14 protein-coding genes are annotated in these 14,493 nt (G+C 33.5%); 11 read left to right on the plus strand and 3 right to left on the minus strand.

What is annotated here, in order from left to right:
• The 9 genes from VP395_RS15225 to VP395_RS15265 all read left to right on the plus strand — a co-directional run.
• On the plus strand, window positions 1–623 hold a 623-nt coding region (locus VP395_RS15225; protein WP_346242887.1), incomplete at its 5' end, for a RodZ family helix-turn-helix domain-containing protein.
• 100 nt (window positions 624–723) lie between these two features.
• Entirely contained in the window at window positions 724–1,491 is a 768-nt protein-coding gene (locus tag VP395_RS15230) for a fibrinogen-like YCDxxxxGGGW domain-containing protein (RefSeq protein ID WP_346242888.1), read from the plus strand.
• 646 nt (window positions 1,492–2,137) lie between these two features.
• Entirely contained in the window at window positions 2,138–2,680 is a 543-nt protein-coding gene (locus VP395_RS15235; RefSeq protein ID WP_346242889.1) for a DUF6252 domain-containing protein, read from the plus strand.
• Between the two features lie 79 nt (window positions 2,681–2,759).
• Complete coding sequence (locus VP395_RS15240; protein WP_346242890.1) at window positions 2,760–4,670, plus strand: outer membrane protein assembly factor BamB family protein; 1,911 nt, start codon at window positions 2,760–2,762, stop codon at window positions 4,668–4,670.
• A 336-nt stretch (window positions 4,671–5,006) separates the two neighbouring features.
• Entirely contained in the window at window positions 5,007–5,207 is a 201-nt protein-coding gene (locus tag VP395_RS15245; protein ID WP_346242891.1) for a hypothetical protein, read from the plus strand.
• Window positions 5,208–5,238: 31 nt separating this feature from the next.
• Window positions 5,239–7,338: a tetratricopeptide repeat-containing sensor histidine kinase gene (locus VP395_RS15250; RefSeq protein WP_346242892.1), complete on the plus strand. Its 2,100-nt coding sequence runs from the start codon at window positions 5,239–5,241 to the stop codon at window positions 7,336–7,338.
• Between the two features lie 73 nt (window positions 7,339–7,411).
• Entirely contained in the window at window positions 7,412–8,701 is a 1,290-nt protein-coding gene (locus tag VP395_RS15255; RefSeq protein WP_346242893.1) for a T9SS type A sorting domain-containing protein, read from the plus strand.
• A 45-nt stretch (window positions 8,702–8,746) separates the two neighbouring features.
• Window positions 8,747–9,397: a response regulator gene (locus VP395_RS15260; protein ID WP_346242894.1), complete on the plus strand. Its 651-nt coding sequence runs from the start codon at window positions 8,747–8,749 to the stop codon at window positions 9,395–9,397.
• Between the two features lie 176 nt (window positions 9,398–9,573).
• The gene (locus tag VP395_RS15265) at window positions 9,574–10,326 is read left to right on the plus strand and encodes an enoyl-CoA hydratase/isomerase family protein (RefSeq protein WP_346242918.1); all 753 of its coding nucleotides are present in this window, start codon (window positions 9,574–9,576) and stop codon (window positions 10,324–10,326) included.
• Window positions 10,327–10,332: 6 nt separating this feature from the next.
• On the opposite strand, the gene VP395_RS15270 is transcribed toward VP395_RS15265, so the two are convergent.
• From VP395_RS15270 to VP395_RS15280, 3 genes are all read right to left on the minus strand, one after another.
• Window positions 10,333–12,099, minus strand: a complete 1,767-nt coding sequence (locus VP395_RS15270; protein WP_346242895.1) for an aromatic amino acid hydroxylase — start codon at window positions 12,097–12,099, stop codon at window positions 10,333–10,335.
• Window positions 12,100–12,279: 180 nt separating this feature from the next.
• On the minus strand, window positions 12,280–12,849 hold the full coding sequence (locus VP395_RS15275) for a DUF4136 domain-containing protein (protein ID WP_346242896.1): 570 nt from the start codon (window positions 12,847–12,849) through the stop codon (window positions 12,280–12,282).
• Window positions 12,850–12,940: 91 nt separating this feature from the next.
• On the minus strand, window positions 12,941–13,111 hold the full coding sequence (locus VP395_RS15280) for a C1orf53 family protein (protein ID WP_346242897.1): 171 nt from the start codon (window positions 13,109–13,111) through the stop codon (window positions 12,941–12,943).
• Window positions 13,112–13,249: 138 nt separating this feature from the next.
• Here VP395_RS15280 and VP395_RS15285 point away from each other — a divergent pair, with 138 nt between their 5' ends.
• Both VP395_RS15285 and VP395_RS15290 read left to right on the plus strand, forming a co-directional pair.
• Complete coding sequence (locus VP395_RS15285; protein ID WP_346242898.1) at window positions 13,250–13,600, plus strand: hypothetical protein; 351 nt, start codon at window positions 13,250–13,252, stop codon at window positions 13,598–13,600.
• On the plus strand, window positions 13,578–14,489 hold the full coding sequence (locus tag VP395_RS15290) for a 1-aminocyclopropane-1-carboxylate deaminase/D-cysteine desulfhydrase (protein ID WP_346242899.1): 912 nt from the start codon (window positions 13,578–13,580) through the stop codon (window positions 14,487–14,489). The genes VP395_RS15285 and VP395_RS15290 overlap by 23 nt, the downstream gene beginning before the upstream one ends.
• Window positions 14,490–14,493 lie beyond the last annotated feature (4 nt).

A 14,493-nucleotide genomic window follows, 5' to 3' on the forward strand; every position in this document is an offset into this window, starting at 1 on the left:
CGAATGCTAATTTAACAGGTCCAATAACAAGTGTTGGAAATGCAACTTCGGTAGCGTCTCAAACAGGAACAGGTTCTACGTTTGTTATGAACACTTCTCCAACATTAGCGGGAACACCATTGGCGCCAACAGCAACAGCGGGAACTAATACCACACAAATAGCAACAACTGCTTTTGTGGCAGTGGCAAATTCAACGAATGCTAATTTAACAGGCCCAATAACAAGTGTTGGAAATGCAACTTCGGTAGCGTCTCAAACAGGAACAGGTTCTACGTTTGTTATGAACACTTCGCCAACATTAACGGGGACACCATTGGCGCCAACGGCAACAGCGGGAACTAACACCACGCAAATAGCAACAACTGCGTTTGTTGCAACTGCTGTAAATGGTAATTTAGTTAGAGAAGTAGCTGATGAATTTTCAGCAACTGCCTCTCAAACAAGTTTTGCATTAACACAAACACCTTCTGTAAACAGTAAGGTTAAAATGTATGTTAATGGTATTAGAATAAGCAATACTGCATATAGTGTTACTGGCTCAACATTAACTTACGTGCCAGCTAATAATGGTGGTTACAATCTAACAGCAGGAGATAGAATTCAAATGGATTTCTATTATTAATCAATAAACATAAAAAAAAAACAGTTAGATGTGTAAATTTTATTTAATAAATACATTAAACAAAATCTCAAACAGATTTAGTTTTATATGTTTGGTTTTCTTGTCCTTTGTTTTTTTAGCAAAAGCTCAAGCACCAGGAGATTTTGGTCTTAATGCATATGGAAAACAGAGTGTTGATATCAATGAGGTTATCAATAGTTATGGTGAAAAAGGTACTGGAGTTTTAGTGAGTATGTATGGTAAAAAAGCAATTTTATCAAATGGAAATGGACTTACATCTGTAAACGCAGGAACAAGTGCTAAACAAATAAAAACAGATTATCCTAGTTCGGCTGATGGCGTTTATTGGATAACCAACCCAAACCTTAATAGTGGAACACCATTTCAAATATATGCTGATATGACTACAGATGGTGGCGGTTGGACATTATTGAATGTAGGAGCAGGAAACACTGCAGCCCCAGTGGCTAGTACTCTTACTTCTCCAAATGTTTTAGGGTATTTGCCTCGGGCTACTGTTATTGAACTTGCTAAACTATGTACAGATGTTCAATTGCGTGCGGGAGCTTCTTCCTCTTCTTATGCAAACAAAACAACTTCCACGTCTTCTTTAGCTATAGGAGCTTTGCAGAGTAGTGCTACCGATGTTAATGGTGCAGGAACTTGGGCTAATGGAGCATCTTCTACTTTTGTTGTAAACTCAGGCTCTTGGCTTTGGGCATATTGTTGCCCTGGTGTAGCTGCAGGATGGCCAAAAATGTACCATTCAAGTAATTATACTAATGGTGTACACTGGTTTGCAGATTTAGGTGTTGGTAGAAAAAATGCAGACCCAAGAGATGCCTGGTTTTCAACTTGGATAAGATAAAAATTGATTTATTTTTCAGTAAAATAACACCTTTTCTTTTTTAAAAGCTATTCTTGTTCTAATTCAATTTATTTTTTGTAAATTAAAAAAGGAATTTGAATTATTGAGGGTAATAGTTTTAAGAAGAAATTCTATTGCATTATTGGAAGGGCTGTTCTATTTTAGGACAGCCTTTTCTTTTTTAACATGATTTCATTAAAAGTGATTTTATTCATATGAAAAGTAGTGGTTGTTTTTTATTAGAAATAATTTTTCCAATTCAATTTAGGACTTACTGATTTGCTAAAATTCTTATTGATTTATTAAAAACTGATTTCTAAAAAATTGGTTAGCCAGATTGTATGTGTTTTTATTTCTATGTTTACAGTGCTATTATTATAAAGGCTTTTATAAAGCTGACTCTATTAAAATAGAGATTTTGTTTATGTATTTTGTATTAGAATTAAATTATTGAGGGAAATAATTTTTTAAGGAAGTGATTCTAGTACGTAGAAGTAAGGTTGTCTTAATTAACGGTTGTCTTAATTAAGTACAGCCTTTTCTGTTTTTTAACACGTTAATTTTAAAAAATACGCAATTCGTCGTATTGATTTCATTTTGATAAAACTGCAATTTTGTGATGCTATTAATCATAAAATAATTTAAAATGAGAAATTTAAAACAATTAGTGTTACTCTTAACAATAATTTCAATTGTTACCTTTTCTTCATGCTCAAGCAGTGATGATGGAGGAGATGGAGGCAACGCACCTTCAGGATTGCTTGTAGCTAAAGTTGATGGAAAATCATTCAAATCATTCGAACTTTCTTCTTCTGCAACCGTTTCAACAGCTGGATTAGGGAAAAATTTAATCATTATTGCAACCAATAGTGACGGTAATGCATTTTCAATGACGGTGTTTGGGTACATAGGAGCCGGAACTTATGAGTTTACAGGCGCTAATGTGGCAATAACTAATGTAGCATCATATTCCGAAACAAAAGTGAACCTAAGCAACCCTCAAGCATCTACAACAGAGCTTTGGCAAGCACCTTACGACAATACTTTAATTGGTTCGGTGTCAATTAATGAAGAAACAGATACAAAAGTAATTGGCACATTCAGTTTTAAAGCTAAAAACGTAGGTGGAGACCATTCTATTAAAACTATTACAGAAGGATCTTTCAATCTGAAAAAACAAACAACTTAAAAATTTAATTCTAGGGTATTGTGTCTCCAATCAATCAAGACATAATGCCCTAATTGTATAACCATAAACAAAATCAACAATGAGAAATTTAAACCAATTCGTTTTACTATTGGCAGGGATTCTAATGGCAAACGTAACAATCGCCCAAAAAGCAGAAACTCCAGAACAGACCTATGATTTAGGTACAAACATTAACGAAATGACCCTCACCGTTGGTGGTATATTAGTTGCTGCAACTAACGAAGGTTTAGTGGGTATAGACCCTAAGCAAAGTGCGCCTGTATTTACTTTTAATAACTTTGGAAAACTAAAACCAGAAGAAACAGACTTTATCCCGGCCTCACCTTATATAGTAGTGTCTCAAGGTGCAGACTCTAAATTTGCTGGACTTTCAAAAACAAAAAGGGCTGTTATAAATTACATCACTGGTAAGGTTATTTTTAATTCAGAAAACGATAATTGGAATCAAATTTACACCTGCAATATCGTATTGCCACAAAATAAATTAATAATTAGTGGTATTCAAAAAGAAGGAGATAAGTTTGAAAAAATGACTCCTAAAGTAGCGGTGTATGATTTAAGTGCTCAGAAACTAGATTACAGTTTCTTTTTAGATAAACCAGGTAGAGTAGGTCTAGCTAAAGATTTTAGTGTAACCGGTGTGCCATTATTGCTAAATAGTATGCTAATAATTCCAACTGCTCAAGGATTAATAGCTAAATCTCATAAGGGAGATGATTTGTGGGAGTGTAAAATTAAAGGTGTTAATTGGATGGTTGCCGATGAAACTGAAAAAGAAATATACGGTTTTGAAACGACTACCAATGGAAAAAACACTCGAATTCACAAAATAGGGAGTAACGGTGCAGAGCTTTGGAAGGACGATAGAAAAGTGCAGGGAAATGTATCTAACTTTCAAATTTTACCACAAGGTATAGCGGTAGTAAGTGATAAAAGTTCTGGAGGAAGCACGAGCGTATTTGCTACGAGCGATGAATCTGAAATTGCTTTTCTAAGTGCTTCATCGGGTGAAGACTTATGGGAGAAAGCACCAAAAACAAAAGGTTATGTACAGCATTTTTATGTGCAAGATGATGGTATTCTATTTGGTATTCAACAAGGAGGTATCAACAAAATTTCATTTGATGGAAAAACATTGTTCAAAAAACCATTAAAAACTGGCGAGAACATTATGGTGATGGCAGAATCTCCTCAAGGTTTAATCTATATAACAAGTGAAGATGCTAATATTGTAGATTTAAAAACTGGTGACCAAGTTTGGAACAAACCTTTAAAATATAAAAATTCTGCTGCTGTAGCCTCAACATTCGATAATACTAAAAACAGATATCTTATTGCAGCCGATGGGGATATTTTTGCTATAGATGCTAATTCTGGTGATGTAAGCGAATTTTCAAAAGTAAAGTTTGATGAAAAAGAAGTGGCTAGTACTATGCAAATGCGAAACGGGAATATTTTTTTAAGTTCCTCACAAAATGTTGCGCTGTTGGGTAGCGATGCGAAAGAAATCTATCAGGAATATTATAAGTCACCTTCCCAAAGTGGTTTTGTAAAAGTGCTGTCTGGAGCTTTAGCGGTAGCATCAACAGGATTAGCCATGGCACATGCCGCTAAAGCAGGTATGAATAGAACTAATAGTTATGGAAGTGCTAACGATTTAAATAATTATAACGACTACGGAAAAGAAAACAAACGTGCTGCCGATATGTTTGCATCTATTGGTGATGCAGCTTTCGATATGATGTCGAAACGTTTTAAAGCGACCGCAGCAACCGAAAATGCTCAATTTATTTTAACAAAGCTTGATGCTGGTGTTGGCTTAGTTAAAGTAAATAAAGATACAGGTAAAGTAGATAAAGAAATAGTGCTTAAAGACAAAAAACCAGAATACCAAGTAGATGAGATTGCAGGTGTTTTGTATTACAAAGCAAACGACAAAACTATTTACGCTTATAACCTTCAAAACTAAATCTTGTTGTTGAGATTTGTTCGATTAGGCGTGATAAATAACATTATTGCGCTTAATCTTTTTTTATAACGTTTTGTCGAAAAATTAATTGATGTTCAAGTTATTAAGCTAAATTTATTATGCTATTAATCAGTTCATATCAAAAACATCAACTGGCTCAATTATTAAAACAATTGACAGTTGGTGTTTTTTTTATGTTCTTATTTTCTGTCTTTTTTTTAGGATTTAAATCCATTTATTTCCTTAGCCATCATGTTTAATTATTTATTAATATGGGTGCTATATATATTGGTTTTAGTTCTAATATTGTTAGTTGCTAAAGCAGCATTTCAAACGATGCATTTAAAAAAATCGGGAAGTATAAACTATTTAATATTACAGGAGAATTTACTTGAAGAAACCGCCAAGTTAGAAAGAACCAAAGAAAAAACACTATTGGTTGAAGGATTGCAAAAAATACTTTTCAAGCGTTATTTTAAAATCATAGAAGATATTCTTTTGATGCAAAAGTTTATATTTGATAATTATGTTAATTAAATTGAAAGTTACTTTGGTTAATTGATTTTTTATGAAAAAAAGACTATTTATTTTCATTTTTTGTTGCTTGCACATGCTTCTCATTTCACAAGAAAAAGGGGATAAAATAGATAGTTTAAAACTAGTTTATAAAACAAGTAAAATTCCAAAAGAAAAGGCAGAAGCTTTAAATACTTTAATAGACCAGTATTTCGATAAAAATAAAGATTCTGCAGAGGTTTATATTTTAAAAACCTTAAAATTTACCGATGGTAAAAAAGACTTGGAGCAAATACACATTCATAGTTTATTAAAATGTGCCCAATTATTTATAGTGAAGGGCGATTACGAAACATCTACCACTTACTATAAAAAATCTTGGGAAAAACTAAAAAATGAATATGATTATTTTTTGTACAATAAATATTATGGTGATTTAGGAGTTTTAAATTTTTATAAAGGCGATTTTAAAACGGCATTGTACAATTTTGATAAGGCACTTCAATTGGCAAAAAACGAGAAAAACGAGATTGATCAATTAAGATATTTAAACAATAAGGCTTTAGCGATGTCTTATTTAAGTCAAGCTGAAGCTTCGTTAGATGTGCACCAAGAAGCTATAAAACTTGCCGAAAAATTAAACGATTCTACGGCTTTGGGTAAATCGTTCAATAATATAGGCTTGATTTATGAAGACATGAAAGAGTATGAAAAAGCCTTAGAGTTTTATTTGCAATCCTTGAAAATAAAGCAAAACAGCACCAGTAAAATAGATATTGCTAATAGTTTGTATAACGTGGCGGGTATGTATAAAGAAATTGGAGAAAAAAATAACGACACCTTATATTATGTAAAAGCCGAAAAACATTATCAATTGGCTATGGAAAAAGCCAGAGAGGTTAACTACGGAAAAGTCATTATTTTTTCAAAAGCAGGTATGGCACAATTGGCAACCGTTAGAAATCAACCATTAAAGGCTATTGAAATTTATAAATCGGTTATAAAAGAAGCTCAAGCGGCGAACGATAATCAAACACTAAGGGTTACCTATCTTAATTTGGGGGTAAATTATTTAAAAATAAATAATCTTGTTGATGGTGAAGATTATTTGTTAAAAGCTTTGCCATTAATAATAAAGGCAGAAAACCCGTCTGACGTTGCAAGTGTTTACAAAAATTTAGCGGTACTTTATAGTAAGAAAAACGATTACAAGAAAGCTTATATTTATTTAAACAAACAGTATGATGTTGAAAGAGAACTTTCAAAAAACTCTTTAAAGGACAAGATATCTGAGTTTGAAATTAAATACGAAACCGAAAAAAAAGAAAAAGAAATCCTATCCCAACGTGCTAATATTGCAGAAAAAGAACTTCACATAAACCAAAAAAACACTCAAATTATTGGCTTGGGAATTTTAGCCTTAGTTGTGGCTATTTTGGGCTACTTGCTATATAATCAACAAAAGCTTAAAAACCATCAACTTAAAAAAGAAGGCGAGCTAAAAGAAGCCTTAATAAAAATTGAAAGTCAAAATAAGTTGCAAGAGCAACGCCTCACCATTTCAAGAGATTTGCACGATAATATTGGCGCTCAACTTACTTTCATTATTTCATCGATTGATAATTTGCAGTATGGATTTAAAATCACCAATGAAAACCTAACCCATAAATTGTCAAGTATAAGCGAATTTACAAAAGAGACCATTTACGAGCTGCGAGACACTATTTGGGCAATGAACAAAAGCGAAATTTCTTTTGAAGATTTACAAGTTAGAATCTCAAATTTTGTAGATAAAGCCAATAGTATTTCAAAAGATACTAAGTTTGAATTTAATTTAGATTCACAAATAACAAAGCAAACCGTTTTTACGTCCATTCAGGGCATGAATATTTACCGCATTATTCAAGAAACTGTAAATAATGCTTTAAAATATTCCGAGGCTAAAAGCATAAAAGTAGCATTCGAAAAACTAGAAGGCAATTTGAAAATCAGTGTAATAGATGATGGAAAAGGTTTTGATTTAGAAACGGTTGAAATGGGTAACGGACTCAATAATATTAAAAAACGGGCCACCGAAATAGGTGCTAAAGTTAATATTAGTTCTAAACTCGATAAGGGAACTAGTGTACAGGTTTTGGTTTCAATAACCTAAACAATACGACAAATAGCGTATTGTTTCATGATGTGTTTTTAGTGAATTTTACTAAAACTCTAAAATGTTTATTATGAAAGCAACTCTACTCTTATCAGTATTATTTACCTATTCATTATGTCTTAATGCCCAATGGCAGCCTACAGGTATTTCAACCAATACCATTGAAGGGGTTTACGATGTTGTAAGCCATAATGGGCAGTTATTTGCATCGGTAAATACTGCTGGTTTTATAAAGTCTACAGATAATGGTGCTTCATGGGCTCCTGTTGGGCAAACGGGTTTTGTAACAAATGCAAATAGTCGTAGGGTAACACACCTCAGGTCTACTGGAACAGCTCTTTATGCGGTTACATTTTATGCAAACAATGCGTCTTCCATGATTTATAAATCTATTGATAATGGACAAACTTTTGTTGCAGATGTGGTAGGTATTCCTGCGAATTCAGGCGAGATTGTAGATGTTGATTATTTTTATAGCCATAATAATTATCTAGTGGCAGTTGTTAATTCTGGAAATTATATCAAACACGTTGATGATGCTTCATGGCAAAAAAACACCAATGCTAGAACCGAGTTTTCTGAACATTTTGCCTTTTATGGAGGTGAATTTTATGCTTGGGGAAGTTATCATTTAAATGTTTCAACTAATAACGGACAGTCTTGGACTGCTTCTGCAGATGCTAATTTGCCTTCTTACTTTTTGGCCAATAATTTAGTTATAGACTCCAATTCGGGGCGAATTTATGTTTCAGGAAGAAGTTTATTCAACTACATTCATAAATTATATTACAGTGATAATGAAGGTGCAAGTTGGACAGAAATAAACATATCTTCCCATTTGGGGAATAATTGGATTGGGTTAGGTCAAACCATTCAGGAATTGTTTGTTAATGGTAACTATATTCAATTTGCATTAGATAATAATAGCAATCCTTCAGCTCCAGATATTTTTGTAAGTACAGATGGAGGCGCTAGTTTTTCAACTGATATATCTGGTTTACCAACAAATTCAAGCGGTACCACAACAGCAGTAAAATTTGTTTTGCACAATAATAATTTATTTATGGCACTAAATTTTATTGATATTTACCGTAAACCTTTTTCAACATTATCAAACAGTAATGTGAATTTAAATAGAGATGTAGTTGTATATCCTAACCCATCAAAAGGTGTTTTCAATTTTAAATCAGCTATTCCTATTGAACAAATACAGGTTTTTAATGTTCAAGGTAAATTAATACAATCTGTTGGGAAGGGTTCTCAAATAGAAAATATTAAAATTGATGAAAGTGGTATTTATTTTGTGAAAGTAACAAATGCAAATATTCATTCAACAATAAAAAAAGTGGTTAGAAATTAAGCCTTCTCACTTAAAAATGTTATTTTCAGAACTAAATTTTTTTAAATGAACATCAAAATAGCTATTGTAGACGATAACTCATTTTTAATAAATGCAGTAAAAGAAAAACTGTCGTTTTTTGAGGATTTAAATATGAAGTTTACGGCTGTAAATGGGACCGACTTATTATGCAAGCTTGAAGAAAACCATAACCTCGATTTAATTTTAATGGATATTGAAATGCCCGTTTTAAACGGTATTGAAACTACCGAAATTGTCAAACAAAAATATCCGCACATTAAAATAATTATGTTGACGGTTTTTGATAATGATGAAAATATATTCAATGCGATAAAAGCAGGTGCCGATGGTTACTTGTTAAAGGAAATTAATGCGAAGGATTTACATGACGGCATTATTGAAACTTTAAATGGTGGAGCCGCTATGAATCCATCCATTGCTTTGAAAACGTTAAAACTGCTTCGGAACCCAATAGATTTTAGTTTTAAAGAAAATCAAGAAGAGATCAAACTTTCTGATCGTGAAATTCAAGTATTAGAGCAATTAAGTAAAGGCTTGAGTTATAATTTAATTGCTGAAAACCTTATTTTATCATCAGGAACAATAAGAAAGCATATAGAGAACATATACAAAAAACTTCAAGTACATAACAAATTGGAAGCTGTAGAAAAGGCTAAAAAGAATAATTTAATATAACGTTTTGGTAACTTTCTGTTAATGATGATTAAACAGTTCTATGTTAATTTTGAACTTGTTAGAATTAGTTAAATTTACATTAGTTAGGGCTTCAGCGTCGAAGCAAACTAATGTTTTTTTTTGTCTTAGTTTTATGTATATTCAACCTTTAAAAAGACTAGTAAAATTGCTGAATGATGACTGAGCCTTACGTAACATTAAACATAAAAAACAGCGTTGGATATATAGAGTTTTTTCACCCGAATAGAAATTCTATGCCCAGTGTTATTTTAACAAAGTTAAAAGCCACCATTGAAGAAGCCGGAAGCAATACAGCTATTAATGTTATTGTACTGCAAAGTGGTGGCGATAGAACGTTTTGTGCGGGTGCTAGTTTTAATGAGGTTATGGCTGTAAAGGATGTAGAACAAGGAAAAGCTTTTTTCTCCGGTTTTGCCAATGTTATTAATGCGATGCGCACTTGCCCGAAATTAATAATTGGGCGAGTACAAGGAAAAACTGTTGGTGGTGGTGTAGGTTTGGCCGCAGCAACCGATTATTGTTTGGCAAACAAATTCGCATCAATAAGGTTAAGCGAATTAAGTATTGGAATTGGGCCTTTTGTTATAGAGCCAGCCGTAACAAGAAAAGTTGGGTTAGCTGCCATGTCACAAATGACGATAGATGCTGAAACGTTTTTTTCTGCGGAATGGGCAAGAGAAAAAGGGTTATATGCCGATGTTTTTGAAACTGTTGAAGCTTTAGATGAAGCTGTGAAAGAACTGGCAGTAAAGTTAAGCAATTACAACCCAGAAGCTTTAAAGCAAATGAAGTCTGTTTTTTGGAAAGATACAGAACATTGGGACACGCTTTTAACCGAGCGCGCCGAAATTAGTGGCGCTTTGGTGTTGAGTAAGTTTACTAAAAATACTTTGAAACGGTTTAGGTAGTTTTGGCTACCGTCTACCTTCAATAGTCTCTTTTTTAACAATCCCCAACCCATCATCAATCAATCTTCCAACTTCTGGTTTGTTTTGTTTTATGGCTTCTAAATGATTCAAAATAGCTTTACATAATTTAGCTTCATTACCTATAAAAGCCAGTTCGTATAATTCAATGGGTAATAACCAGTCTTTTGGGTGGTTTTCAATAAGTTCTTCCAACACTTTAGTCCTAGAAATAGTTTTGTTTGTGCCTTCACGATACTCTCTAACTTGCTGGTAAAGGGTCTCTAATTTTAGTTGTTTACTTGATTTTTTAATATGGATGGTTTTAGATGAAGGCACGTGGGTTATCAAATCAAAACTATTCAAATCGGCAGGTCCAGAAAAACCCGAAACTATATTTTTACCAACAGCCATGTCATAAATGCCCCATTCGGGTTTAAATAAAATGGTGTCGCCATGCTTTACCGTACAATTACTAAAAGTGATAAGAATTATTTTCCCTTGTAGATTGCGTTTTCCTGTAATAATATCTCCTGAAACAGTTATGCCACCTTCAAATTCTAATGTCACACATTTTTCTTCGTAAATATTGTAAGCCCTTAAGTCTCGCGGACTCATATCTTCAATTGCTAAATTAATACCTTTAAGTTGTCCGATAGGAGATCCAAATCCCTTTATATGAGTGTTTGTGCCATGCCCCACCAATTCTTTTTCTCTATATGATAAAGCGGTTTCACCGGTAGTCTGAATGTAAATGGGGTTGCCGCTATCTTCAATAACATGTGTAAAAACACCTGAAATTTGTAACCCTGTACTCAATTCAATTGTTCCCAAAGCATGCGATTGTATCAATTTGTTTGCTCCCAAAAGACCTCCTTTTCGTAAAGCCATGGTATTTGCAAATTCTTCCAAGACCAAGCTTAAATGAGCAAAATCGGGCGTTACAAAAAGTTGAGGTTGCGGTTTTGTTATGTCGAAATTTTTATAAGTGGCTTCAATGGTGTAGGGTAGTTTTTTAACTTCATCGGTCAAGCACCAAGCACTTTCTCCAATAGATGACAATAAGCCAGCACCGTAAATTTTCGGATTTTCCAGAGTGCCAATCAAGCCATATTCAACCGTCCACCAATGCAAATTTCTTATAAGTGCCATTTCGCTAGGTTCACCCATGTTGTTTTGCAGGTCTTCTACTTTTTTTTCCGCGGAAGCGATATCAGCTTCGGTAGAATTAGGGGCTTCTTTTATGATGGATAAATGCCTTACAGCTTCATACAATTCATAATCTTTAGCAGATGATATGGCTTTACAGCCTATTTCACCAAAACGTCGTAAATATTCGGCATATTCTGGGTTGGCAATAATGGGCGCATGACCCGCGCCTTCGTGAATAATATCGGGAGCAGGTGTATATTCAATATGCTCTAGTTGCCTAATGTCACTCGCAATTACCAATACATTGTACGCTTGAAATTCCATAAAAGCATTGGGCGGAATAAATCCATCAACCGCAACAGCGGCCCAACCTATGTCTTTTAAAATACGGTTCATGCCATACATGTTAGGAATGTTGTTAATAGAAATGCCTGTTAACTTTAAGCCTTCTATATATGATTTGTGTGCTACTTTTTTAAGAAAATCGACATTTTTACGCATTACGTACCTCCAAACTGCTTGGTCTATAGCCGAATAATTTCCATAGTCTTGTGGCTTAATAAACTGTAATAGATGTTTAGGTAAGCGGTTTAATATAATGTTTGATTCAATAGAACTTTGCATAATACCTTGTGTAAAATGTGTTTTAGTAAAAATACAAATTCTATAAGTAAGCTTTTATAAAGAGGTGTTAAATAAAAAAGCAACTAACATAGATATTAGTTGCTTTGTCAGGTCGAGCGGAGTCGATACCTATTCAATAGTTGCTATTTCGAAGTTCTCGATTGCGCTCGAACAGACCTGTTATTGCTGTGTTCCAGGAGGATATTTCTCCATAATTTTAGAGACAAACTCTTGAATGCGTTCTTCCTTTTTCTCCATGTGTTGGGTTATATAACCGGTACCCATACCTTGCCAAACCAATTCTTTTTTGTTGGCATCAATTAAATCGATATACAGAACACCTTCTGTTCTTGTAGATACATTAGGTTGGTTCCAGCCCCAGCCCCAACCAGGTCCAAAGCCACCACCCCATGGGCCCCAACCGCCCCAACCCCAAGCGCCGTAACCCCAAGAGTTGTTGTAAACATCAACCCGTTGGTTCGATTTGGTGAATAGGCTAATAAGTAAATCGGGATTATCTGATTTTGTAAAGCCTTTAGCTAATAGTTGAGCTTCAATGGCTCGAAGAATTCTGCGTTTATCTAAATCGCTAATTTCAGCTTTATCTATGCCTGTTTTAAAAAAGGCAAAAGTTTTGTATGTCGAAAAATTAGCATTCTTATCAAAATCGGTAGCAACCCTAACAGAGCTACATGATGTTACCACAAGGAGCAAAGCTAAAAATGGTAAGGTTTTAAGTAATTTTTTCATAGCTGTTTAAAAATTATTAGTTTAAAAATAAATATTTTTTTATTAAACAACATCAATAATCGTACCAAGGGAGGGTTGAAATTGGGTGTTGTTACCTCGAATGTTTTGTTCTATTGGTTTTATTATCAAATCCATAAGGGCAATGCCTACAGCCACTTTCGCAACAATATCCTCTTTTTAATAGGTATTGTTCGGTAAAACAGCGGTACCCTTCTGGAGTTAGGTAGTAATCGCCTTCTTCAATGGGGATTATTTTTTTCATGTGCCTATATATATTGCTTTTTAATGGACACATGCTGTTTGCATTTAATCATTCTCTTTAAGGATGAAATTTTAACTTGCTCGTTTCATCTAAAACAAAGATAATGCATTTTGGATTGATTTTTGAAATGTACAAAGCATGATTATTATTTCGAAGTATTTAGTTCCTAAAGGTTATTTGGGGTTTGCTTGTTATCCTTGTGTGTTTTTAAAATCGAAGGAATTAAGGACGGATTCTATATTGCTAAACCATGAAAACATTCATTTAAGGCAACAAAAAGAAATGTTGCTAATTCCTTTCTATTTGATTTATAGTGTTGAGTTTTTAATACGATTCATTCAATATGAAAATTGGCATATAGCCTATAGAAATATCTCTTTTGAACGTGAGGCTTATACTAACGAAACACATTTAGATTATTTAAATCAGCGAAAATCTTGGAGTTTTTTAAAGTATCTTCGCAGCAATGAATTTCCATCTAGAACATAGTGTCAATCAACAAGTGATTTTATCTAATAATAGCGGTGTTACGTTGTGTATTAAAAGAGAAGATACTATTCACCCTTTTGTGTCTGGAAACAAATACCGAAAGCTTAAATACAACCTGCTTGAAGCTGAAAAATTGGGTTATAAAACGCTGCTTACTTTTGGGGGTGCTTTTTCTAACCACATTGCAGCGGTAGCTTCGGTAGGTAAGCTTATGGGGTTTAAAACTATTGGAGTTATAAGGGGTGATGAGTTAAAAGCTTCAATTAAAGATAATGCGACCTTGTGTTTTTCACAACAATGTGGTATGCAATTTAAATTTGTTTCCAGAGAAACTTATAGAGAAAAAGAGTCAGAAGTATTTATTGAAACGTTGAAAGCGGAATTTGGTGATTTTTATTTAATTCCAGAGGGAGGTACCAATGCACTAGCTGTTAAAGGTTGCGAAGAAATTTTAACGTCTGAAGATGATGCTTTTGATTATATATGTTGTGCTGTTGGAACTGGAGGCACTATTTCTGGACTTGTAAATTGTTCAAAACCTAGTCAACAAGTTTTGGGATTTCCAGTGTTAAAAGGAAACTTTTTACAACAAGATATTAGTAAATTTGTAACGAAAACCAATTGGGAGTTAAAAACCGATTATCATTTTGGTGGTTATGCAAAAATAAACGCCAAATTAATTACGTTTATCAATCAGTTTAAAAAAGAGTATAACATTCTTTTAGACCCCGTTTATACTGGAAAAATGATGTTTGGTATTTTGGATTTGATAGAGAAAGGGTATTTCCCCAATGGAACAAAAATATTGGCAATACATACGGGAGGTTTGCAAGGAATTGCGGGGATGAATGCGGTTTTAAAAAGGAAAAATTTACCATTAATAGAGTAGTTCA

It is taken from the genome of Mariniflexile soesokkakense, from assembly GCF_039650365.1.
Lineage (GTDB): Bacteria > Bacteroidota > Bacteroidia > Flavobacteriales > Flavobacteriaceae > Mariniflexile > Mariniflexile soesokkakense.